The sequence below is a fragment of the Sphingobium amiense genome, from assembly GCF_003967075.1.
In the GTDB taxonomy this organism is placed as follows: Bacteria; Pseudomonadota; Alphaproteobacteria; order Sphingomonadales; family Sphingomonadaceae; genus Sphingobium; species Sphingobium amiense.
Genome location: NZ_AP018664.1, coordinates 4,058,815 through 4,082,076 on the forward strand (window position 1 = coordinate 4,058,815; position 23,262 = coordinate 4,082,076).

The window sequence follows — 23,262 nt, forward strand, 5'->3', positions numbered from 1 at the left end:
GACATGGCGAATTTCCGGTCTCACGACGCAGCCTGCTGGGCGGGATGGCGACAGGAGGGATCATGGTGACTCGCCCGGCCTTGGCCGATCAGGCTGAACCCGTCGCGCAGACGCGATATGGCCGGTTGCGGGGAGCGCCGCTGGCGAACTGTCTCGTCTTTCGTGGGATAAGATATGCGACGGCGGCGCGGTTCATGCCGCCCGAGCCGCCTGCTCCATGGTCCGGCATCCGGGACGCCGTGGCTCCGGGCGCCAGCGCGCCGCAGACCAACGCCAGTCCGCCGCCGGGGCCGCCCTATGTCATTCTGGCCCAGTTGCCGCGCCCCGCCGGTGCGAAGCCGCCGCCGCCGCTGCCCGAAAGCGAGGACTGCCTGTTCCTCAACGTCTGGACGCCCGCCCTGCGAGACGGGCGCAAGCGGCCGGTGCTGTTGTGGCTGCACGGCGGCTTCTTCTACGGCGGGACCGGATCGACCATGGACGGGAGCGGCATTGCGGGCCGCGGCGATGCGGTCGTGGTCAGCATCAATCATCGGCTCAACGCCTTTGGCTATACCCATCTGGCCGACTTTGCCGGAGGGGAATTCAAAAGCGCCGGGAACGCCGGGATGATGGACATCGCCGCGGCTCTCCGCTGGGTGCGCGACAATATCGAGGCGTTCGGGGGCGATCCCAAAAGGATCATGCTGTTCGGCAGTTCGGGCGGGGGCATGAAGACCAGCTTCCTGATGGCCAGCCCGCCTGCGAAAGGCCTGTTCTCCCGCGCGGGCGTGCAGAGCGGCCCCGGCCTGCGCTTCATGGAGCGCGATGACGCCAGTGCCGTGACGGAACGGCTCCTGAAGACGCTGGGATTGACCAGCGCCAGCGCGGCCGATCTGGCGACCATATCCATGGAGCGGCTGCTCGCGGGCTATCATGCGGTCGCTGCGGAAATGAAGCCTTCACGCTTCATCGACCTCCCCTGTTTCGCGCCCGTGATCGACCCCGCATGGCTGCCGCGTCATCCTTTCTCCCCGGATGCCGCGCCCGGCACGGCGGACATCCCGATGCTGATCGGGTCCAACGCGCAGGAAATGAGTTTCTTCTGGGGTAACGATCCGGCGGCCTTCACGCTCGACGAGGCGGCCATGGAGCGCCGGGTCGAAGCCTTCGCCGGGGCGCGGTCCGCCGACATCATTGCGGCCTACCGGCGCGCCTATCCTCCGGCCACACCCGCCCGGCTCTACCTCCAGCTCTTTTCCGATTATTCGGTCACGCTGCCGGCGATGGCGCAGGCGGACCGGCATTCGGCGGCGGGCGGCCGCACCTACGCCTACCGGCTCGATTATCAAAGCCCCGCTCTGGGCGGGAAGCTGGGCGCGCTGCATACGCTGGAATCTTCGCTCATCTTCAACACCGTGGACGCGAGCCGGGCGCTGCTCGGTCCCGGCCCGCAGCCCGAACGGCTCGCCCATATCATGAGCGGCGCGTGGGTGCGCTTCGCGCAGACCGGCGATCCGTCGATGTCGGGCGACGATCCGTGGCCGCGCTACCGGGGCGACCGGCGATCGACGCTGGTTCTCGACGACGGGGCGCGCATGGTAGACGATCCGAGCGCGCTTGCGCGGGAAACGATGGCTGAACTTCTCAAGGCGTGATGGAAAAATGGCACCAAAACTGTGCCGGACAACAGGTGAAGGAGACGGATGGATGCAGCCGAACTGGCGTTTGGGAATCGTGGGCGCGCTCGCCTTGTGCGCGCCGTCCATGGTGGGGAAGGGAGCGGTTGCCGCCACGGAAAATGGCTGCGACCGCCAGTGCCTCGAAAAGATCGGCGACCAGTATCGGGCGGCCTATCTGGCGCATAATCCCGGCATAGCGCCGATTTCCCGGCGGGTTCGCTTCGTCGAGAATTTCGTCGAAATGCCGTTCCCCGACGCGACATGGGATACAGTGACGAAGGAGATCGGCCAGCCGCTCACCTTGTCCGACCCGGAGACCGGGCAGGTCGGCATCTACACCCGGATCATGCAGAATGACACGCCGGGTTTTCTGGCGATCAGGCTGCGCGTCGAAGGCGGGATGATTACCGAAATCGAGCATCTCATATCCACCCGCCGCAACCTGTCCGGACCACCCACGCCCATCGGGGACGTCGAAAAGTTCGAGCGGTCGCCGCATCTCGACCAGACCGTGCCCAAATCGCGGTGCCGCCCCCGGGCGGAGATGGTCCGTCTGGCCGACGGCTATTTCGAAACGCTGGAAAACAACAATGGCGAGATCCGGGGAACGCGGTTCAGCCCCGATGCGACGCGCACCGAAAACGGCATGCAGTTCCCGGAGATCGAAAAGGGCTTCAAATCGGGGCGCTACTTCTTCAACGAGCGTGTCCGCGACCGGGATCATTTTCTGGTCGACGAATATCGCTGCATGGTGATGGCGCGCGGTTTCATCGACCATAAGGGGGTGATGGACCAGTATCAGCTCACCGATGGCACGACGACCCGCTCGATCTTCCGGGAGCCGCATAGCTGGGGTCTGCTGGAAAGCTTCAAGCTGGAAAACGGGATGATTACCGGCGTGGAAGCGGTCTTCATCGGCACCGCCTACAATATGCGCTCGCCCTACACGATCAATCCCGATGTCATCCGCAATCGGGAAGCCAAATATCCCCCGAAGCGGTAAAAGGCACTGGCGAGCCGGTTGTTCCCGGCTCGCCAGTCTCTCCATCATTTCGGAGCGCGGGGATCTTTCTCACCCAGTTCGGGATAGAATATGGAGCGATTGGTCAGGGATTCGTTATAGACGTCCCGCTTGGAATAGAGCCACTTGCCGTCTTCCTTGACATAATATTCGACGACATGGCCGAAGTAGAGCGGCTGCACATCCTTTTGCGGGGTGCGATTGGTGAGGGCGAACCAGTAGAGGATACCCTTTCCGGTCTTGCCGTCCTTGTCGATCGTGATGCTGTGGTTCACCACGAAATGGTGGGTGCGCGGCCGGGATGTGGCGTCGGGGGCGACCGGCGCGGCGGCGCTGGTCTTCAGCCACCACGCAGCCATGCCCTTGCGGATCGCCTCGCGGCCGTTTTCGACGCCGCCGATGAAGTTCAGCACGGCATTTTTCGAGAAGGAGTCGGCATAGGTGTCCGCGTCCTGCGCGTCGAATGCGATCATCAGCCGGTTGGAAAGATTGACGATTTCCGCCCGGGCGACGGCATATTCGGACGGACTGACCTGCGCGAGGGCAGGGGATGCCGTCAGGCAGACGAGGCCCGCGACTCCGGTCATTAACTTGTTCATGAATCTTCCCTCCTCGACAGTGCAACGCTCCTCTCCCGCCTGCCGCCGACGCGCAGTTACGGTGGTGCATATTCCTGCCTAGCCGCAATGGCTCCGCCGCGCTCGTCAGCGAAAGAATGGATTTTTGTCTTCAAGGGCACAGGGCGGCAATTTTAGAACGAACATTACAAATTATTTGACTCAAGGGCACAGAGGGGTTTTCTTGGACGCTCTGGATTAAGCGACCGGCAAGAGCCGGCGCATGCCTTGGAGGGATGACCGATGGCAGGCATGATCGAACTCAGCACGTCCAATGTCCGGCGCAGCGAACGGGCCGCCTACTGGCGGGAGCATATCTGGAAATCGCTGGGCGGGTTCGACGTCGCCCCGGAAGCGGACGGTTTCGATGCGTCCACGCGCATGCGTCAGGTCGGCATGTTCACCTTCGCGTCGGTGAACGCCAACCCCCACCGCCTCAGCCGCAATCACGATCAGGCGAGGGGGGACGACCGGCGGCTGTTCAAGCTGGTGGTGCAGCATGAAGGGACGATCTTCATGGAGCAGCGCGACCAGAAAATCGCGCTCAAGCCTAACCACTGGATGCTGTATGACGTGACGCGGCCGTTCCGTTTCCATTCGACCGAACCGACGCGGCAGTCCGCCGTTCTCCTGCGCGCCGAGGATCTCCAGCTATCGGACCTGACGCCCTATAGCCTGAAACTCTATTCGGCGGCGAGCGGCTACAGCAGCATGCTGCATGCGGCGCTTTCGACCGCGGTCGCGGGCGCCCGTGACGATTGCGCGGAGGGCGACATCGGCGTCATGGTCGCGCGCCTCGCCCGCCTCGCGCTTCTGGAGCATGGCAGTTGCGAGAACCGGCGCAGCAGCCGGGAAGTCATGCGCGATCGCGTCGAGGATTATCTGACCGCGCATCTGCAACGCAGCGACCTGTCGATCGACACCATCGCGCGCGGGCTGAACTGTTCCAAGCGCTACCTGCACAAAGTCTATGTCGACGGGCAGGAGACACTGTCCGAGCGCATCCTGCGCCGCCGCCTGGAGGCGTGCCGCGCGGCGCTGACGGACCCGAGATCGGCGGACCAGTCCGTCACCGACATTGCCTATACCTGGGGCTTCAGCAGCCTCGCTTACTTTAGCCGCGTCTTCAAGGAAGCCTATGCGGTAAGCCCGCGGGAATATCGGATGCGCGCGCAGATGGCGAGCTGAGCGGAAACGAAACAGCATCGGGAATCTCTCCCCGATGCTGCCCGCCCCTTTAGCATTTGTCGGTTAAACGAACGGCAGCTCCTGCGCGCCGACCCATGTCCCATGGACCTGAGGCGCGGCGCGGAAGGGAAGGATGACGCGGGCGATCGGCCCGTCGGCCAGACGCTGCGCGTCCGCGATCACCAGTTCCGACCGCATCTCCGCAAAGTTCGATGCGACCCCCATCAGCCAGCCGACGCCTTCGTCGCCGCCCTTGCGGGGAACGAAGCAGGCCTCCGCAAGGCTGTGCGTGTCGCCTGCGAACATCGCCTCCATCTTGCCCGATTTGACGTCGAACCGCCCGTAACAATTGGTGATGCGGCCCTGCAGATTGCCGCCTGCGGCCACGTTGAACGGCTTGGACGGATCGGTGAATCCGGTGAAGACGTAGCGCAGGTCGCGGGTCAGGAACCGGCGGTCGATCGCGCCGATATCGACGATGGGCGTCTGGAAGACGATTTCCTCCTTCCAGCCGTCATGTTTGGAATTGAGGTCGAAGGTCAGGCGGCGCAGATAGCCCTTCGCCTTGTCGCGCGCCCACGGGCTGTTGTCGACATTGTGGAAGAAGGGGAAGAAATTGCCGTCATAGAAGGGCGCTTCCATGATGACCTTGTTGCCCACGGTCCGCGCATGGAACGTGTGCATCATGCAGCGGAGCGGCCCCTTGAACCAGCGGATGTCCTTGCCGTCCGCGCCGCGCGGCAGGATGCCGATATAGCTTTCCTTGCTATTGTCCCATCCCCAGTGGATCTTGCCTTCCTTCAGCCGCTCCATGCTGGTGACATAGCCGCCGAACGGGAAGATGATGTGCTTTTCCGTCAGCGCGATGTCGTGCATGATGCTGACATAGGGCACGGTGAAGCTGGTATCGTGGGTGACGCGACCCGTCTTGTCGATGGTCGCGACATAGACCGCGTCCCCGGCAAGCCCGTTGGCCTCGTTGCCATAGGCGATCATCTCGCCCGTTTCTGAATCGACCTTGGGGTGCGCGGTGAAGTGCGGCCCTTTATATTTGCCGTCGAAATTCCACCGGCCGACCGTCTCCAGGCTGTTCGGGTCGATGAGGTGCGGCAGTCCGTCTTCCTTCAGCGCCATCAGGCGGCCCGCGAACGCGAAGGGCGTGGTGTTGGCGACCGTCCGGTCGAGATTCTTCACCGATGGTTCGTCGGTGAAGGGGTTGCGGTAATAGCCGAACTGCTGGCTGCCCGCTTTCAGATTGGCTTCGAAACGCGGCGTCCGCACGAAACGGCTCTTGTAGCTGACCCGGCCATTTTTGAAGCGGAAGCTGCTGACATGACCATCGCTGTTGAGGATGGCGTCGTCCTGATATTTGGGCGGATAGAACCATTCGCCGCCCAGACGGACGAATGCGCCCTCCAGCTCCGCGGGAATGGACCCTGTCGTCTCGCAGTCGAGAATGTCCGCCTCATAGCGCTGGGGCGAAAAAAATCCCTGCGCTGCCTTCATCTTGGAAAAATCTGCCACGATAAGCTCCTGTGCCGCCCGGAAAGGGGCAGCCGGTCAGAGGAAAAAGCCAAGCCGCATCAGGCTTTCGGTGTCGGGGGCGAAGCGCCCGTTGGCGCGCGGGGGGAGGTAGGGCGTGTCCCGCCCGCTGGGATCATACCAGGGCGCGTCGGCATGAAATCCTACGACTGGCGGGCGCCCGGCGGTAAAGCCGTGGGCGGCGCTCGCCGCTCCGCCCGTCGCGATGGCGAGCAGTCCGCCTCCGGCCCATTTGCCCAGAGAGCGTCGGCTGATCGCGCCCTCGAAAGGCGGTTGATTGGTCATTGCCTTCACCCTTTTACAGTTTAACGCGTGCGCCGAAGCGATAGGTCCGGCCGATCATATCGAAGAATTGCGGTGCCGTGGGATAGCCGAAATTCTGCGGGATCAGCGGAGGATCGCGGTCGGTCAGATTGTTGACGACACCGAACAGCTCGAACTTCTCGGCGACTTTGATCGTGGTCGACATGTTGAAATAGGTTCGTCCGGGCACCGAATTGTCGTTGATCTGCACGCCTTCGGTGAACTGGTTGTTATATTTGCCCTTGCCGATCGTCCGCATCTGAAGCTGGAGCGTCAGCATGCTGTCGTCATAGGTCAGCGAACTGTTGGTGATGAGCCGGGGATTGCCGGCGGACGATGTTTCCCCCGCACGCTCGACATAGCCCGCCCCGGTGATGTCCTCCCCGAACCTGTTGGTCCGGGTGGCCGAGAAGCGCGCCGTCAGCGATCCCCCAAGCCCCGAGGACAGTTGCTCCAGCGGCAGGCGGTAGGATGCCTCGAAATCGAACCCGGTGCGCTTGATATAGCCCAGATTGAGATAGGGATTGTCGACGGTATAGACGGACGCCGCACCCGCCGGGCTGCGCGTGATGAACGAGCAGTAGAAGCTGCGCTCCGGCGTCGCCGTCACGCCCGTGCAGAAATTGATGAGAAGATTGGGGTCGATCTGCGCGATGGCGTCGCTCACGCGGATGTTGAAATAGTCGACCGAAAATTGCAGCCCCGGAATGAAGGGCGGCGCGTAGGAAAAGCCGATCGTCTTGGTCTTCGACACTTCCGGGTCGAGATCGCGATTGCCGCGGGTCAGGCTCGCCGTGGGCACCTGACCCACCGGACCGCCGTCCACCGCCGCCGCGAAATTGCGCGTCAGGATCGTCGTCACCGCAGGCGTGAACATCTCGAAGATGTTGGGCGCGCGGATGTCGCGCGAAATCGTGCCGCGCACCAGCAGTCCGGACAGCGACTCCCATGTCACGCCCGCCTTCCATGTCGTCACGCTGCCGCTGGAACTATAGTCGGTCAGCCGCACCGCGCCCTGCACATCGAGCTTGCGCAGCAGGGGCAGGTCGCGGGCGAGGGGCACGACCGCCTCGGCATAGGCTTCCTTCACGTTGAAGTGGCCGCGCAGCGACCGCGCGTTGGAGCTTTCATAGCCCGCGACCTCGGCAATCGGATCGACATAGGTGTTCTGCTTTTCGCGCCGATATTCGCCGCCTACGGCAATCGACACCGGCCCGGCCCAGGTGCTGAACGGTTCGCCCGACAGGTTGATGTTCGCCGCCGTCTGTTCGTAGCGCGTGCGCGAATAGGTCGTGCCGGTGACATAGGCGATCGCTTCGGCCGATGGCGCGCCTTCGCCGAAGACATCGAGCGGGACGCAGCCGTTGGCAGCGGCGTTACCAAGCGTCACCGCGCGGCAGGCGGGACCGTTGGCGGTCTGCACGACATCGACGGCGAAGCGGAAGTTCGACTGGATGCGGTTGTTGAAGACCCGTTGCGTGTAGACGTTGCGGCCATGGATCGCCGCGCCGCTCAGTTTCCAACTGTTGCCCAGATCCGCGTCGAAGCCGATGACGCCGCGCTGCGTCTCATTTTCGATACGGCTGCGCTGATAGCCGATGTCGACGCTGTTGCGGCCCAGATTGAAGCTGGTGATCTGGTTGGCCGCATTTTGCGGCAGCGCGTTGAGCCGGTCGATCTCGTTCCGCAGGGCCTGGGGGATCAGCGGATTCTGGACGGACACGACAATGGGCGTGGCCTGCTCGTTCCGGGGCGGAAGCGTCTGCGCCCGGCCGACCGTCTTCGAATAGGAGCCTTCGCCATAGAGCGTCAGCGCATCGGTCACGTCGTAGCTCAACCGGCCATAGCCGGTCCAGCGCCGCACCGAAGGCGCGATGGACACGCCGGTGTTGAAATTGACGCCTTCGTTGCTGCCGCCGCCCTGCATGAAGCTGGCGCCGACATATTGTCCATATTGAAAGCGGCCCAGCGACCCGTCCGGATTGATAAAGATGCCGCGCAACTGTGCAGCAGGGCCGGTGGTGCTGTTGATGAGGCCGCCGTTCGTCATGGTGGAATAGCGCACGTCGGGCAGGATCAGCGTCGCCGCGAGACCGTTGGTGGCGCGCGCCGGGTTGGCGACCAGGCCCCAGGCCTGCCTGCCCCAGTCGCGGGAGAAGGTATCCCCCACGCCATCGTTGCTGACATGGTCCAACGCCAGCGTCAGATGCCCCCTGTCACCCAGCTTCAGGCCGCCGAGCACGCCGATGCGATATTCGCTGTTGTCGCCATATTCGGACGTGCCGGCCTGCGCTTCCGCCTTCAGGCCTTCGAAATTCTTGCGCAGGATGAGGTTGACCACGCCGGCCACGGCGTCCGAACCCCATTGGGCGGACGCGCCGCCGGTGACGACCTCCGCGCGCTCCAGCATCAGCGCGGGCACCTGGTTGAGATCAATCTGGTAGCCGCCGAAGCCGGTCGCGATCTGCGGCACGAACCGGTTGCCGTCGACCAGCACCAGCGTGCGGGAGGAGCCAAGGCCGCGAAGGTCGGCGAAATAGGCACCCGCCTGCACCGCCCGGACGCCGTTGGTCGTGGGCGTCGTCGAGGATTTGAATGCCGGGATTTCGTTCAGCACCGTAGCGACGTTGGTGGCGCCGCGCGCCTCCAGCACGGCGTCGTTGATGATGGTCGTCGGCGTGGGCGCGGTGAACCCGCTCCGCTGCACACGGCTCGCCGTGACGATGATGTCCGGCGCGGAGGATTCGGGAGCGGCCGTCGCCTGATCCGCTTCCTGCGCCTGAACGCTTGCGCCTGCCAGCAGGCTCGCCGCGACGGCGAACGAGGCCGCCTCTGTCAGGAACCTCCGGCAGGTCCGGTGTGCTGTGTCTTTCATCCTATCGTCTCCCCTCAAACATGGCTGCGCCCTGCACGGGCGTCTCCGTCGCATTGTTGATACAGACTAAGGGCGTGTCATGTTTACCCGCAGGCGCATGCGGCCTTTCCCTCCAGCGCACGGCTGCATCGCGGCGGTAAAGCCGTCATGTCCGATGGCGCTCGTTCGCTTATTCGATAGCGAACAGTCCGCATCATATCACTGAGTAAAAACGATTTTCTTTGTCTTTTGCCGTTCTTGCGACGGTCGTGCGGACCACGGTAGCCAGTCGTCCGAAAGCCCGACAGGGCACGGATCGAATGTGAGGGGACCATGACCGAGCAACTGACGCACACCATTCATGCGCTGAGGGCCAATGACGGTCATGCTCTCTTTATCGACGGGGTCTGGCGGCCCTCGACGGGAGACCGGCTGCTGGACGTCATCGCGCCGCACGACGAACAACTGCTCCTCCGCTACGCCGAAGCATCGACGGACGATGTCGATGAGGCAGTAGCGGCGGCGCGCCGGGCGTTCGACGAAGGGCCATGGCCCGGAATGACGCCGGAGGATCGCGCCGACATCCTGATGGCGGTCGCAAAACGGCTTGAACAGAGGCTGCCGGAACTCGCCGCCGCCTGGACGGGGCAGGTGGGGGCGGTGATCGACTTCACTCGCAAGGCGTCGCATCAGGTGCCCGGCCTGTTCGCTTATTATGCCGATCTCGCGCGCTCCTATCCCTTTGTGGAAACGCGCGCGCGGCCTGCGGGGGGAGCCGCGAGGATCGTCAAGGAACCCGCTGGTGTCTGCGCCGCCATCACGCCGTGGAACGCGCCGCTGGTCCTCCTGTGCTACAAGGTCGCGGCGGGCCTCGCGGCAGGCTGCACCTTCGTGGCGAAGCCGTCCCCCGAAACGCCGGTCGATGCCTATATCCTTACCGAATGTCTGGAGGATGCGGGCCTGCCGCCCGGCGTCTTCAACCTCGTCACGGGCGGGCGGGAAGTGGGCGATCACCTCGTGCGCCATCCGGGTATCGACAAGGTGAGCTTCACCGGCTCGACCGCCGCCGGCAAGGTCATCGCGCGGGCCTGTGCGGACCGCCTCGCCCGCGTCAGCCTGGAACTGGGCGGCAAATCGGCCGCGCTCATCATGGACGACGCGCCGCTCGCCGATGTCCTGCCCAGCCTCGTTCCCTATTCCATGCCGATCACGGGGCAGGTCTGCTTTTCCCTGACGCGCATCCTGGTGCCGCGCGGGCGGCATGACGAGGTCGTCGGCGCCTATCTCGACGCCGTGAATGGGATGCGGGTCGGCGACCCCTTCGAAAGCGGGGTGGCGATGGGACCGCTCAGCCTCGAGCGGCAGCGCGAACGCGTCGAAAGCTACGTCGCGCGGGGCGTGGAGGAGGGCGCGCACCTGCTGCGCGGCGGCACACGTCCGCAGGACCGGAATCGCGGCTGGTTCTTCGAGCCGACCGTCTTCACCGGCGTCACGACCGACATGACCATCGCGCGGGAAGAGATATTCGGCCCGGTCGTGTCCTTCATCGCCTGCGACGACGAGGAAGACATGATCGCGAAGGCGAACGCCACCAGCTACGGTCTCCACGGCGCGATCTATACGGCGGACACGGAACGGGCCGAACATGTTGCGCGCCGTCTGCGGACCGGGTCGGTCGCCTTCAACAGCATGGCCGTGGACATCGCCATGCCTTTTGGCGGGTTCAGGGAATCCGGGATCGGCCGGGAAGGCGGCATAGAGGGGCTGGAAAATTACCTTGAAACCAAGACCCTATACCTGAGTGCCGTGTGATCGACGATGGGGCGGGCCAGCGCGGCCAGCCCCGTCGCCCGTTCGTCAGTCGTAAATCGGCCGCAGTTCCTTATCGAGGAAATAGCGCGTCATCGCCATCGACGCGAGCATGTCCGGCGACCCGTCATATTCGATCGACATCCAGCCCTTGAACTCATGCTCCTTGAGCAGGCGATAGAGACCCTTGAGGTCCAGTTCGCCCTGACCCGGTTCCCAGAACCAGCGCGTGCCGTCGTCGGCGATTTCGGGGTCCTGCGCATAGCGCACGCTGTCCGGCAGATTGGATGACGCCGTGTCCTTGAGGTGGAATGTGCTGATGCGCTCGTGATAGTCGGCGTAGAATGTCAGCAGATCCTCGCCCATGATCGAAATCTGCGCGGTGTCGATGCAATAATGGACCAGCCGGGGATCGGTCAGTTCGATCAGTTCGCGGTGGTTCGTCAGGTTGATCGCACAGAAAAATTCATTGTGCAGCCCGATCTTCACGCCATGATCGGTGGCGTAGCGGCCGATCTCGTTCATGACCTTGGCGCATTGCTGCACCTCTTCCCGGCTCAGCGGGCCGGTGCCGTAATAATTCTGCGTGGGGCAGGTGTTCATATAGGTGCCGCCAAACTGGACGATCGTGTCCACGGCTTCCCGCCCGGAGCGGACCGCTTCATCGAAATGATCCGCCGCATGGGATGCGTGCGCGCCATGGAACATGCCGATCACCTCGACCCCGCGATCCTTCGCAAACGCCGTGAAGTTCTGCGGCGAACCGAACAGCGGCAGGATGTCGGCAAGATCCCAGGGCGCGATTTCTATCCCGTCGAACCCCAGCGCGGACTGGTATTTCAGGATATTGTCCCAGTCCGAATAATAGGCGCTGTTGGTCTTGTCCTCATAGTAGAATTCCCGGAAATTGTCGATCTGCCGGTAGGGGATCGACTTCCAGTGGCACATATTGGCATAGCGGATGTTCGGCATCGCTGCGTCTCCGTTCATCTTATTTCTGGATCTGGTTGAGCAGGGCGCGGGTGCGCAGCAGGGCGCGGAACGGATCGCGCGTCTGGCGGGCGCTGCATGTGATCGCCCCGCCATAGCCCAGCCGGTCGAGCAGCGCCGCGATCCCCGCAAGATCGACCGACCCCGTGCCGGGATCGCGGAAAACCTGAGTCGCGCGATCACGCGGGAACTCGGGATTGGGGGTTTTCCAGACCTCCTGCGTGTCTGTGAAGTCGGTGTCGGTCAGGTGGACGCAGCCGATCCTGCCGATATGCGCTTCGATGAAGGCTTCGGCCGGGATGCCGGCGACGAACAGGTTGGCGGTATCGACGTCCAGCTTCACCGTGGGGGGAAGCGCGTCGAGCAGCGGCAGGATGCGCTCGCCGCCGAACAGGCTCCAATATTCGCTGCGCAGCACCAGTTCCACGCCCCGTTCCGCCGCGATGGCGGCCAGTTCGGTCAGAAGTCCGATGGTGCGCGTCGTGAAGCTTTCCATCTTGTCGGCCATATCGGGATGATATTGCGCGACGCGGCCATGATAGGGGGACGGGCTGATGGCGAAATAGCCTGCGCCAAGGTCCGCCGCATGAGCCAGCGCTTCCCTTGCGAAATGGCCGCTCGCGCCGAAGTAGAAGTCCAGATTATCGTTGCGCATGAACAGGTTGGGATCGAAAGTCACGCCGCTGACGCGACCGATCCCGCTTTCCGCCAGGCGCGCGCGGTAACCCGCTGCGTCGCCATATTTGGTCGTGACGCAATAGCGGTTGAACGGCACGCCGCTCCGCCCGCCAAATTGCCAGACCGGCTCATAGGGTATTTCTATCGCCGAAAAGCCGGATGCGGCGATGAGCGTATAAAGCTCCTCCCAGAAATAGCGGCTTTCGTAACGGTTGCGGTTGGGTTCCTGATAATGGCGGTTAATCAGGTCCAGGCTCATGGCGACGGTTTGCAGATTCATGTCGGAAATCCATTTCATCAGGCGCAGTCCGGTGCGCTCGGATTTTGGCGGGCCGGGCCGGGGCGGCGACCCGGCTGGCCCTATGCTGTCTTCAGCAGCCCAGCGTCTGCCGGGTCAGCGCCACAGACCGGTCCATCGGCAGCGTCGGGAAATATTCCAGCCCGATGGCACCCGAATAGCCCAGATCCCGCAGCACCTGCATGACCTTGGCCCAATCGACGCTGCCGGTGCCCGGTTCGTTGCGGTCGTCCATATCGGCGACCTGCACATGCGCGACCAGATGGATGCGGCCCGCCAGAACCTCGGCCATATCCTCGCCCATGACCGCGCTGTGCCAGACATCGTAGAGCAGGCGCAGGTTCGGGCTGTTCACCGCCTCGACCAGATCGAGGCCGACTTTTGTGCTGACCAGATACATGGCCGAGAACAGCCGCGTGTTGAGCGGTTCGAGCAGCAGCGTGACTCCCGCTTCCTCCGCCGCGTCCGCCGCCGCGCGCAGCGCCGCTACGGCATTGGCGAAATGCTCTTCCTCGCTCAGCCCCTCCACCCGGAAGCCGGACGCGACGATCAGGTCGGGCTTGCCGAGTTTCGCCGTGGCGGCGATCGTCTCGCGCACGGCCGTCACCATTTCCTCGCGTTCGGCCGGATCGACGATGGAGCGGCGCGGATCGACGCAGACGCCGGTGAGCCGCATGCCGGTATCGGTCAGCGCCTGCGCCAGCGCGTCTACTGGCTTGTCGCGCCAGAGATGAAATTCGGCCAGTTCGAAACCGGCATCGCGGGCGGCGCGCAGGCGGGCGTCCAGATCGCCGGATTCGGTGAACTGCCATTCGATGCAGGAGGAGAGTTGGTAGCTCGCAGACACAGGATTTCCTTCCCATTCTACGGCCCCGTGGCGCGATCAGCGCCCGTATGCCTGGCGGGTTGAGTCCCGCTATTTTGTGCCGTCCCTATCGCTCCATCCACCGTTCGGGTCAAGAGACTTGCCGCCGGACCGAGCGGATCGCCGCCGCACCGGCGTTGCGGTCGTCGTGCAAAGCCGATTGCGCCAGAGGTGAATTATAGGCATGGGAGCCGTCGCCATGATGCCGTTTGGGCAACGGCGACTGAAATTCGGGAGAGAGTTGATGCGATACCTTTACGTAGTGGCGAGCGCCGCCTTGCTGGCCGCTGCATGCACGATGCCCGCGCAGGCGAAGGACATCGTGGTTCATATGAAGAATCAGGGCGCTGAAGGCGGGATGGTGTTCGAACCGTCGTTCGTGAAGGCCGCGCCCGGCGACGTCATCCATTTCAAACCCACCGATCTCAGCCACAATGCCGAGACCCTGCCCAACATGCTTCCCGCAGGCGCATCGCCGATGAAGGGGATGATGAACAAGGAAGCGGTGATGAAGGTCACGAAGCCCGGTCTCTACGGCGTCAAATGCATGCCGCATTTCGCGATGGGGATGGTCGCCCTGGTTCAGGTCGGCAAGCCGACACCCGCCGACATCGCCGCCGCCCGCGCGGCCAAGCTGCCGCCCTTCGCCGCCAAGCGGATGAATGCGATGCTCGCAAAGGTCAAATGACCCATGCCGTAGCGTTCCGCCCGATGGTGCGGGCGGAACGCGGTTCGGGAGAGCCAGCTTTCCGGAATATGGGATAAAATCCTCCTTTGCCTCCCGTCGCCGGTCCGGCGGGCGCGCGCCATAAAAATCCGGCATCTGAACTGAGGAGCGGCGTCCGGCCCGGCGTCTCATCTGCAAACCATGAGGAATTGCAGATGATTGACGCAAGATCGGGCAATCTGGTGGCACGCAAATATCAGGCCGTTCACGACGCATCCCCCAGACCGGGTTTTTCCGACATCATCGACATCGTGCGGGGGGAAACGGCGACGGCGGTCCTGGGCTATCGCCGGGCGGGCGCATCGCCGCTGTTCCTCGAATGCTATCTCGATGCGCCGGTCGAAACCTGTCTCGCCCGCACGCTCGGTCGCGCCGTCACGCGCGACCGCGTCATCGAAATCGGCAGTCTCGCGGCGGACAACGCCTTCGCCATGGTGTCGCTCTGGGCGACGGCGGCCAACGATCTGGGCCATGAATGCGAAATCGCCGTCGCGACACTGACTGCGCCTTTACGGCAGATGTTCGCGCGGATGGGCGTGCCGATCCATATCCTCGCTCCCGCCACGATCGACCGCGTGAGCGATGCGGAACGATGGGGCCGCTATTATGACAGCGATCCGATGGTGTGCGCCGGGTTCATCGCAGAAGGGCAGCGGGCCATCGCCGCCTATCTCGCCGCGCGGCGGCGTGCCGCATGACCGGGCTGCTGTCGATCATCCGCGCGCATGCGCTGGCGCAGCCCGACGGCGTGGCGCTTGATCCCATCGTTGCGCCGGTTGTCCGCTGGGCCGACCTGGCCTCGCGCGTGGAGGCTATGGCGGCGCGCGTCGAAGGCGGCGCGCCGGTCGTCCTTTCTCTCGACCATGGTGTCGATGCGGCGGTGCGGGAACTGGCCCTGCTGGAAGCCGGCGCGCCGGTCCTGTCGCTCCCCGCTTTTTTCACCGCGGAGCAGGTCGATCATGCCCGGTCTGCCTGCGCCGATCCGGCCGCGCTGCCCACCGGCACCGCCCGCATCACCTTCACTTCAGGATCGACCGGAACGCCCAAGGGTGTGTGCCTGTCCGCCGCGCATATGCTGGGCGTCGCGCAATCGGTCGTGGATGCGCTGGGGTCGGGCCATGCCGGGCGGCACTGTGCGCTGCTTCCACCCGGCATCCTGCTGGAAACGGTCGCGGGCTTCTTCGCGACGATGATCGCGGGCGGAACCTATGTCTGCCCGCCGCAGGCGGCGCTGGGGCTGGCCGATCCCTTCCGCCCGGATTTTCCGCAGATGGCGCGGATGATCGCGCAGTGGCGCATCACCTCGCTGATCCTCGTGCCCGAATATCTCGCGGGCATCGTCGCCGTGCTGGAAGGCACGGGCCTGCGCCTGCCCGATCTCACCATCGTCGCGGTGGGCGGCGCGCGCGTCGCGCCCGATCTGCTCGGCCGGGCGCAGGCGGTCGGTCTGCCGGTCCGTCAGGGCTATGGCCTGACCGAATGCGGATCGGTCGTCTCGCTCGAAACGGGCGAGGAGGGGGGAGACGGATCGGCGGGCCGCCCGCTCGGCGCCATGCGCGCTTCCATCGCGCCGGATGGGGAAATCCTGCTGGACGGCCCGATGTGCCTCGGGACCGTGGGCGCGCCGCGCGAGCCGGGACCGCTGGCGACCGGCGATCTCGGCCGGATCGACGCGGAAGGGCGGCTCTGGATCGAGGGCCGCAAATCCGCGCTCATCGTGACCAGCTTCGGCCGCAACATCTCGCCCGAATGGATCGAAACGCTGCTGACCGACCGGCCAGCCGTGCTTCAGGCGATGGTGCATGGCGACGGGCTGCCCGCGCCTGAAGCGCTGCTGGTGCCTTCCTCCCCCGACGCCGACCTTGCCGCCGCGGTCGAGGCGGTGAATGCAGCGCTTCCCGCCTACGCCCGCATCGCCCGCTGGCGCGAAGTGTCGCCCTTCACTCCCGACAACGGGATGCTGACGGGCAACGGCAGGCTCCGCCGCCAGGCGATAGAAGCCGCATGGCTGGAGCGCGAACCGCCTTTCTTCAACGCGCTGGAAGCGGCGACCTTCCGCGACCGGATGCGCTTCCTCACCATCCCCCAGGTGCGCGCGGGCCTTGCCGGAACCATCTCGCGCCGCGCCTATATCGACTATCTCGGGCAGGCCTATCACCATGTCCGCCATACCGTTCCGCTGATGCAGGCCGCCCGCGCGCGTCTGCTCGACCGGCCCCCGCTCGTCGCGGCCCTCGACGATTATATCGAGGAAGAGACGGGGCATGAGGAATGGATTTTGTCGGACATCGCCGCAGCCGGTGGCGACGCGGACGCCGCGCGTGCGAGCGAGCCTCATCCGGCGACCCGCGCGATGGTCGATCATGCCTATGCCCGTATCGCGGAGGGCAATCCGGCGGCTTTCTTCGGCATGGTCTATGTGCTCGAAAGCGTCAGCGTCGCGCTGGCGCAGCGGGGCGCGAGCGCCGTGGCGGAACGGCTGGGCCTGCCGCCCGAAGCCTTTACCTATCTGACCTCGCACGGCGCGCTCGACCAGCATCACATGACCTTCTTCGCGCGGCTCGTGAACGGTCTGCCCGCTGGCGACCGGCTGGCGATCCTGTCCATGGCGCAGGAAATGTTCGCGCTGTTCGGCGCGGTGTTCGCCAGCATCGACCTTGAGGAGACGCTCGATGCAGCGGCGTGAGGGACGCAGGCTCGACGGGCTGCGCGTGATGATGACGGGCGCGGCGGGAGGCATCGGCACGCCGGTGGCGCGTCTGCTGACGGACGCGGGCGCGCATGTGACGGGCATCGACCGCATCGAAAGTCCGGCCTGTCACGCCAGCATCGTCACCGATCTGTCGGACGACATGGCTTTGACGGTTCTGGCGCAGCGGCTGGAAGACGACTGCCCTGACATTCTGGTCAATGTGGCGGGCGTGATGCGCTTTGGCCTGCATGAAAGCCAGCCGATCGAGGCGCTCGCACTCTGCTACCGCGTCAATCTGCTCGTGCCCTCGGTGCTGGCGCGTGCGGTGGCGGCGCCGATGCGGCGGCGCGGATCGGGGCAGATCGTCAATGTCGGATCGGTGCTGGGGGCGATTCCCTATCCCTGGTTCGCCGCCTATTCCAGCAGCAAGGCGGGGCTTGCCGCATTGAGCCAGAGCCTGCGCCGCGAACTGCTGGGCAGCGGCGTGACGGTGACGCACATCAATCCGCGCGCCGCGCGCACCCCCTTCAACAATGGCGAAGTCAACCGCTTCCTGACGCTCACCGGCATGAAGGCTGACGCGCCCGAATGGGTTGCAGACCGGATCGCCGCCGCCATCATCGACCGGCGCGATACCGTCAGCATCGGCGCGGTCGAGCGGCTCTATGCCGCGCTCAACGCCCTTTCGCCGCGGCTCATCGACACGGGCCTGTCGGGCCAGATCCGCAAGGCGCGCGCTGAATTTTCCTGAAAGTTCCCACGGGCGTCAGATCCCAAGGAAAGGAGAGATATATGAAGTTCCGCACCCCCCTCCGCCGCGCCGCCATGCTGGCTCTGCTGCCGATGATGGCGCTCGCCGGAGCGACCCCCGCTCGCGCCGACATGACCGGCGACGTGAAGGCAATCAACGACGGCTGGGCGCATATCGTTTATGAAATGCGCGGGTCCAGCACGCAGACGAAGGCGCTTGACCAGCTCGCCAAACAGGCCGACGCGGTGGTGGCGCGCTACCCCGGCAAGGCCGAACCGCTGCTGTGGGCCGGGATCGTCACCAGCGAGCAGGCCAACAAGGCGAACTTCTTTCACAAGCTGGGGCTGGCGACCCGCGCGCGCGATCTGATCGCCAAGGCCTATGCCATCGACCCGCGTGCTGCCGATGGCGGACCGGCGCTCAGCCTCGGCGTGCTCTACCACAAGGTGCCGGGCTTCGCGTGGGGGGACGATGACCGGGCGCTGAAACTGCTGAGGCAGGCGCTCGCCATCGACCCCGATGGCCTCGACACCAACTATTTCTACGGCGACTATCTGCTCGACCGGGGCGACAAGGCGGGCGCGAAAGCCTATCTGCAAAAGGCGCTGCGCGCGCCGCGGGACGCCAGCCGCCCGGTATGGGACGCGGGCCGCCGCCGCGAGGTGCGCGACCTGCTCGCCAGAGCCGCCTGATCGCGAGCGCCCCGCTCATGCGTCTGGCAGAAGGTTTCGCGCACCAGCTTGCCCATCCCGCCGGGTGGGCGGGGCGATTTCTCGGCCGGGCGATGGACGTCGCCAACCGGCGGCCGATGCACATGGCGGTCGGGATGCTCTCGATCCGGCCGGGCGAGGCTGTGCTGGACGCGGGGTGCGGGACCGGTGCAGCGCTGGCGGAAATGCGCTGGCGCGGACCCGCTTCGCTGACCGGGGTGGACCGCTCGCCCGTCATGCTCGACATGGCGCAAAGGAAGACGCGGGGCGCGGCGACGCTGCTTCAGGGCGATCTTGCCGCATTGCCGCTGCCCGACGGAAGGGTCGACGCCGCGCTTGCGCTCAACACGCTCTATTTCGACGATTACGCGCACCGGTTCGTGCGCGAGCTGCACCGCGTGCTGCGGCCGGGCGGGCGCATGGTGGCCTATGTGACGCACAGCGACACGATGCGGGGCTGGGCCTTCACCCGCGCGGGTCTGCACCGGCTCTACGATGCCGAAGGGCTGCGCGCGGCGCTCATCGCGGGGGGATTTGCTCCTGACGCCATAGCGGTGCATGAAGTGGCGGTGACACGCTCGGTCCGGGGTCTTATCGGCCATGCCCGGCGCGGAGCGTGATCGCCGCGGAGAAAGGAATGAAGGCTGAAGACGACGGATCGCCCGGCGCGGGTCTGGCAGCGATGCTGGAAGCGCACCGATCCGAATTGATGCGGTTTCTTGCCGGGCGGTGCGGTTCCGTCGACGAAGCGCAGGACGTGCTTCAGGATCTCTGGATCAAGGCCAGCTCGCAGCCGGCCGGGCCGATCGGCAATCCGCGCGCCTATCTGTTTCGCATGGCCAATAATCTGGTGCTCGACCGGCTGCGCGGCGCGCGGCGGGCGATGCGCCGCGACCGGGACTGGATCGCAGACGGGGAGGGCGAACGGGACACCGCGCCCGAAGCGCGCGTCGACCCATCCGAACCTGCCGACGAACGGATCGCCCGGCAGCAGGAGGCGGAGATATTGCGATCCGCCATCGCCCGCCTCCCCGATGGCGCGGCGCGGGCGCTGCGCCTTTACCGGTTCGAAAATCTTTCGCAGGGAGAGATTGCGCAACGTCTTGGAATATCGCGCAGCGGCGTCGAAAAGCATCTGGCGCTGGCGATGAAACATCTGCGCGCGGCCCTGATCGACTGTGGAACGCTGGCTACCGCGGCGTCTCTGGAGCAGGGGGCCGAGGACGGCGCGGTGCCGCAAGGGACATGGGGACAATGAAGCGCGACATGGACGCAGATCTTCCCGAAGCGATGCTGCTCGAAGCCGCGCAGTGGCATGTCCGCTGCGAGGATGAGCGGGCGGACGCGATGGACTGGGACGCCTTCACCGCTTGGCTGGAGGCCGATCCCCGGCACCGCGTCGCACTCGATCAGATGGCGCTGACGGCCGACAGGCTGGAAGCGCATGGGGGGGCGCTGTTCCTCGACGATGTCGGGGAACAGCCTTCCCAGCCCGCTTCACGAGGGCGCGGCCGCTGGGCGTGGGGCGGGCTGGCGGTCGCGGCATCGCTCGCCGCCATGGTCGCGGTTCCTCTTTTCACCTCCGCGCCATCGACCCGCTATGTCACGCACGGCACAGTCCGCCGCATCGCCCTGTCGGACGGATCGTCGGTCCTGCTCGCGCCGCACAGCCGCCTGCTGGTCGGGGGGCGTGGCGGCGATCATATCGAGGTTGCGGGCGGCGCGATGTTCGACATCCGCCACGACCCGTCGCGCACGCTGACCGTCGATGCGGGTGGGGTGCGGATCAGCGACATCGGCACGCGCTTCGATGTGCAGCAGGATCGCGATGTCGTGCGGGTTTCGGTGGCCGAGGGCCGCGTGACGGTGAATGGCGACGCCATGGCGAGACCGGTCGCGCTCGATGCTGGCAGCGGCCTGACCTTCGACGCGGGCAGGGCGGCGCTGACGCTCGCGCCGGTCAGGCCTGCCGATGTGGGGGCGTGGCAGGCCGGGCGGCTCACCTATGACAACGCCTCCCTCGCTCTGGTGCTGGCCGACCTGCGCCGTTATGCGGGGGTAAGGGTCGATGCGCCGCCAGCGTTGGAGGCCCGACGGTTTTCGGGGACGCTGATTGTCGATGACGGCGATAAGGCATTGCGCGATCTGGTCGGTCTCCTGGGTCTGCGCCTGCGCGGTCACGCTGGCGACTGGCGCGTGGAGCCGAACTGAAGCGCGGGAAGCCGCCGCTCCGCCCATCGACCTGTCGTCCGGCACGCTTGCGGATGCTCTGGACGAACTCGCCCGCGAACGGCGCGTGTCCATCGGCACCGAAGGCGCGTTGCCGCGCATCCGGGTCAGGCCCGTGCGCGGAGCCATGACGGAAGGGCAGGCGCTGGAGCGGCTGCTGGCGGGCACCGGGTATCGCGCGCGGCAGACCGGACCGTCCGCATGGCGTATCGAACGCGCGCCGCAAAGCCTCGCAAAACCCGCCGCACCCATCCTCAGGCCGCCCGCGCCGCCGCCATCGCCGCTGATCCTCGTCACGGCGACGAAGCAGCCGACCGACATCCTGTCGCTGCCCGCGTCGGTATCGGTGGTCGATGCGATGCACATGCCCGCCGGTTCGGGCAGCCTTGGGGGCACGGGCGATATTGCGGCGCGGATCGACGGCCTTGCCCTGACCGCGCTGGGACCGGGCCGGAACCGCATGTTCCTGCGCGGCATAGCGGACAGCGCATTCGGCGGGGAAAGCCAGTCGACCGTCGCGGTCGTGCTGGACGAAACGCGCCTCACCTATTCCGCTCCGGACCCCGACCTCCGCCTTGTCGACATTGAAAGGGTGGAGGTGCTCAAGGGGCCGCAGGGATCGCTTTACGGCAGCGGCACGCTGGGCGGCATCTATCGCATGACGCCTCAGCCGGTGGACCTCGAAAAGACCATGGCCGCAATCTCGGGCGGCGGAAGCATCGTTGCGGGCGGCGCGGGAGGCTATTCCGCCTCGGCGGTGGCGAACATGCCGGTGATCGGCGGAACAGCGGGACTGCGCCTCGTTGCCTACACCGCACTGGAGCCGGGCTGGATCGACAGCGGCACCGGCGTCGACCGCCGCCGCCACATCAATCCGACCCGTGTCACAGGCGGGCGCGGACAGATCGGCATCGTCCCGGCGGAGGGCTGGCGGCTGGATTTCACCGCCATGGCGCAATGGCTGAACTCCAAGGACAGCCGCTATACCGACCGAAAAGGCAGCTACGACCGTCCCGCGCAACTGCCCGAGCCGCACGACAACGACCTTCGCCATGCGGCGGCGCGGCTGCATGGCAGCCTGTCCGGCATAGACATCATGCTGTCCACCGGAATGACCTGGCATGAGGTGGCGGACATGTTCGATGCGACCGTCGGCGCGGAGGGATTTGGCCTGCCCGATCCGCAAATTCTGGCGGACGACCGCCGCTTTCGCCTGTGGGACACGGAATTGCGCGCGCGCGGGGCGTGGGGCGCCGTCGCATGGCTCGCGGGTCTGTCGCGCATCGACGCCAGCCAGTCGCTGTCCATCCGGCTGCTGGGAGGGCAGGATCGAGCGCTGCTGCTGGCGCGCAACCGGCGCGACAGTCACGAGACGGGCGCCTATCTCGACCTCACCTATCCCGTAACCGGCACTTTGACGGCGCAGGTGGGGGGGCGTTTCTATCACGGCTTCACCGCGGATCGGGTCGCGGCATCGGGCGGCACCCTGCTGCGCGAACGCGAACAGACGGGCGTCACCCCTTCCTTCGCGCTATCGTGGAAGCCCGACCCGGATCGGCTGGTCTATCTTCGCTACGGTTCGGCGGTCCGGCAAAGCGCGCCGGGGCAGTCCCGCTCCGGCGGCGGGGACGGCGTGGAGGGCGATGAACTGGCGTCGCTTGAAATCGGCTGGAAGCAGGCGCTGGGCGCGGGACATGTAGAGGCGTCCGCCTGGCTTTCGCGATGGAGCCACGTCCGCTCGGACACGCTGACCCCGTCCGCCCTCATCGAAACGGTGGAGGCGGGGGACGCGCGGATAGCGGGCGTCGAACTGTCGGTGGATCTGCCCGTAGGCGGAGGGCGTTCGATCGAGGCGGGCGGAAATGTCACCGATGCGCGGCTGATCCGCAACGCGCTGGGATATGCGCTGCGCGACACCAGACTCCCTGTCGTGCCGGACCACAGCCTGCGCGCGGCGCTCGCGCAGGTCTTCGCGCTGGGCGGGATGAAGGGCGCGGCGCGGATCGGCCTGCGCTATGTTGGGCCGGCGCATCTGAGCTTCGATCCCGATCTGGACCGGCGGATGGGCAATCTGCTGGAAAGCGGGGTCGAGGCCAGCCTGTCACGCGGCAACTGGACTCTTTCCGCCGCCGCCGCCAACCCTCTGGGCCGGAAAGGCCGCGCCTTCGCCTACGGCAATCCGTTGCGATACCGGATGTCGCCACAGATCATCTCGCAAGACCCGCGCACCGTCAGCCTGACGCTCGCCGCGCGCTTCTGATCGGATCACTCCCACTCTATTGTCGTTGAACCGCATAACGTACTGTTTTCATTGCGAAAATGAAAAATCT

General features: G+C 65.6%; 20 protein-coding genes. 13 read left to right on the forward strand and 7 right to left on the reverse strand.

The window, feature by feature from the left end; all coding sequences use genetic code 11:
• Nucleotides 1–62 precede the first annotated feature (62 nt).
• Nucleotides 63–1,634 (forward strand): carboxylesterase/lipase family protein, encoded by a 1,572-nt coding sequence (locus SAMIE_RS19445; protein ID WP_066696350.1) that lies wholly within the window; start codon nt 63–65, stop codon nt 1,632–1,634.
• Between the two features lie 52 nt (nt 1,635–1,686).
• Complete coding sequence (locus SAMIE_RS19450) at nt 1,687–2,661, forward strand: hypothetical protein (RefSeq protein ID WP_232037313.1); 975 nt, start codon at nt 1,687–1,689, stop codon at nt 2,659–2,661.
• Nucleotides 2,662–2,705: 44 nt separating this feature from the next.
• Here the strand turns inward: SAMIE_RS19450 and SAMIE_RS19455 are convergent, their stop codons facing one another.
• On the reverse strand, nt 2,706–3,278 hold the full coding sequence (locus SAMIE_RS19455) for a nuclear transport factor 2 family protein (RefSeq protein WP_083952341.1): 573 nt from the start codon (nt 3,276–3,278) through the stop codon (nt 2,706–2,708).
• Between the two features lie 261 nt (nt 3,279–3,539).
• Between SAMIE_RS19455 and SAMIE_RS19460 the strand changes: the two genes are divergently transcribed.
• Nucleotides 3,540–4,484, forward strand: coding sequence for a helix-turn-helix domain-containing protein (locus SAMIE_RS19460; RefSeq protein ID WP_066696363.1), 945 nt, complete (start codon nt 3,540–3,542; stop codon nt 4,482–4,484).
• Nucleotides 4,485–4,547: 63 nt separating this feature from the next.
• On the opposite strand, the gene SAMIE_RS19465 is transcribed toward SAMIE_RS19460, so the two are convergent.
• The 3 genes from SAMIE_RS19465 to SAMIE_RS19475 are packed head-to-tail and all read right to left on the reverse strand — an operon-like array spanning nt 4,548 to nt 9,204.
• On the reverse strand, nt 4,548–6,008 hold the full coding sequence (locus SAMIE_RS19465) for a carotenoid oxygenase family protein (RefSeq protein ID WP_232037314.1): 1,461 nt from the start codon (nt 6,006–6,008) through the stop codon (nt 4,548–4,550).
• A gap of 36 nt (nt 6,009–6,044) precedes the next feature.
• Nucleotides 6,045–6,311 carry a hypothetical protein gene (locus SAMIE_RS19470; RefSeq protein ID WP_066696367.1) on the reverse strand — a complete coding sequence of 89 codons (267 nt, stop codon included), beginning with the start codon at nt 6,309–6,311 and terminating at the stop codon, nt 6,045–6,047.
• A 13-nt stretch (nt 6,312–6,324) separates the two neighbouring features.
• Complete coding sequence (locus SAMIE_RS19475) at nt 6,325–9,204, reverse strand: TonB-dependent receptor domain-containing protein (protein ID WP_066696369.1); 2,880 nt, start codon at nt 9,202–9,204, stop codon at nt 6,325–6,327.
• A gap of 312 nt (nt 9,205–9,516) precedes the next feature.
• Between SAMIE_RS19475 and SAMIE_RS19480 the strand changes: the two genes are divergently transcribed.
• Complete coding sequence (locus tag SAMIE_RS19480) at nt 9,517–10,995, forward strand: aldehyde dehydrogenase (protein WP_066696370.1); 1,479 nt, start codon at nt 9,517–9,519, stop codon at nt 10,993–10,995.
• Nucleotides 10,996–11,040: 45 nt separating this feature from the next.
• Here SAMIE_RS19480 and SAMIE_RS19485 read toward each other — a convergent pair whose 3' ends face one another.
• The 3 genes from SAMIE_RS19485 to SAMIE_RS19495 all read right to left on the reverse strand — a co-directional run bounded on the left by SAMIE_RS19485 (nt 11,041) and on the right by SAMIE_RS19495 (nt 13,805).
• Entirely contained in the window at nt 11,041–11,964 is a 924-nt protein-coding gene (locus tag SAMIE_RS19485; RefSeq protein ID WP_066696818.1) for a sugar phosphate isomerase/epimerase family protein, read from the reverse strand.
• A 19-nt stretch (nt 11,965–11,983) separates the two neighbouring features.
• Nucleotides 11,984–12,940 carry a sugar phosphate isomerase/epimerase family protein gene (locus SAMIE_RS19490; protein ID WP_066696824.1) on the reverse strand — a complete coding sequence of 319 codons (957 nt, stop codon included), beginning with the start codon at nt 12,938–12,940 and terminating at the stop codon, nt 11,984–11,986.
• Between the two features lie 91 nt (nt 12,941–13,031).
• Nucleotides 13,032–13,805 carry a TIM barrel protein gene (locus SAMIE_RS19495; RefSeq protein WP_066696379.1) on the reverse strand — a complete coding sequence of 258 codons (774 nt, stop codon included), beginning with the start codon at nt 13,803–13,805 and terminating at the stop codon, nt 13,032–13,034.
• A gap of 262 nt (nt 13,806–14,067) precedes the next feature.
• Here SAMIE_RS19495 and SAMIE_RS19500 point away from each other — a divergent pair, with 262 nt between their 5' ends.
• The 9 genes from SAMIE_RS19500 (at nt 14,068) to SAMIE_RS19540 (ending at nt 23,192) form a co-directional block, all read left to right on the forward strand.
• Entirely contained in the window at nt 14,068–14,511 is a 444-nt protein-coding gene (locus tag SAMIE_RS19500; protein ID WP_066696381.1) for a pseudoazurin, read from the forward strand.
• Between the two features lie 194 nt (nt 14,512–14,705).
• Nucleotides 14,706–15,248 (forward strand): thermostable hemolysin, encoded by a 543-nt coding sequence (locus tag SAMIE_RS19505; protein ID WP_066696383.1) that lies wholly within the window; start codon nt 14,706–14,708, stop codon nt 15,246–15,248.
• Nucleotides 15,245–17,236, forward strand: a complete 1,992-nt coding sequence (locus SAMIE_RS19510) for an AMP-binding protein (protein WP_066696385.1) — start codon at nt 15,245–15,247, stop codon at nt 17,234–17,236. Before SAMIE_RS19505 ends, SAMIE_RS19510 begins: the two co-directional genes overlap by 4 nt.
• Nucleotides 17,223–17,993: an SDR family NAD(P)-dependent oxidoreductase gene (locus SAMIE_RS19515; RefSeq protein ID WP_066696387.1), complete on the forward strand. Its 771-nt coding sequence runs from the start codon at nt 17,223–17,225 to the stop codon at nt 17,991–17,993. Before SAMIE_RS19510 ends, SAMIE_RS19515 begins: the two co-directional genes overlap by 14 nt.
• A gap of 41 nt (nt 17,994–18,034) precedes the next feature.
• Nucleotides 18,035–18,685 carry a tetratricopeptide repeat protein gene (locus SAMIE_RS19520; RefSeq protein WP_232037315.1) on the forward strand — a complete coding sequence of 217 codons (651 nt, stop codon included), beginning with the start codon at nt 18,035–18,037 and terminating at the stop codon, nt 18,683–18,685.
• A 17-nt stretch (nt 18,686–18,702) separates the two neighbouring features.
• Nucleotides 18,703–19,323, forward strand: a complete 621-nt coding sequence (locus SAMIE_RS19525) for a class I SAM-dependent methyltransferase (RefSeq protein ID WP_066696830.1) — start codon at nt 18,703–18,705, stop codon at nt 19,321–19,323.
• A 17-nt stretch (nt 19,324–19,340) separates the two neighbouring features.
• Nucleotides 19,341–19,961 carry an RNA polymerase sigma factor gene (locus SAMIE_RS19530; RefSeq protein ID WP_066696392.1) on the forward strand — a complete coding sequence of 207 codons (621 nt, stop codon included), beginning with the start codon at nt 19,341–19,343 and terminating at the stop codon, nt 19,959–19,961.
• An 8-nt stretch (nt 19,962–19,969) separates the two neighbouring features.
• Nucleotides 19,970–20,914, forward strand: a complete 945-nt coding sequence (locus tag SAMIE_RS19535) for a FecR family protein (protein WP_162849101.1) — start codon at nt 19,970–19,972, stop codon at nt 20,912–20,914.
• Nucleotides 20,823–23,192: a TonB-dependent receptor domain-containing protein gene (locus SAMIE_RS19540; protein WP_083952344.1), complete on the forward strand. Its 2,370-nt coding sequence runs from the start codon at nt 20,823–20,825 to the stop codon at nt 23,190–23,192. The genes SAMIE_RS19535 and SAMIE_RS19540 overlap by 92 nt, the downstream gene beginning before the upstream one ends.
• Nucleotides 23,193–23,262 lie beyond the last annotated feature (70 nt).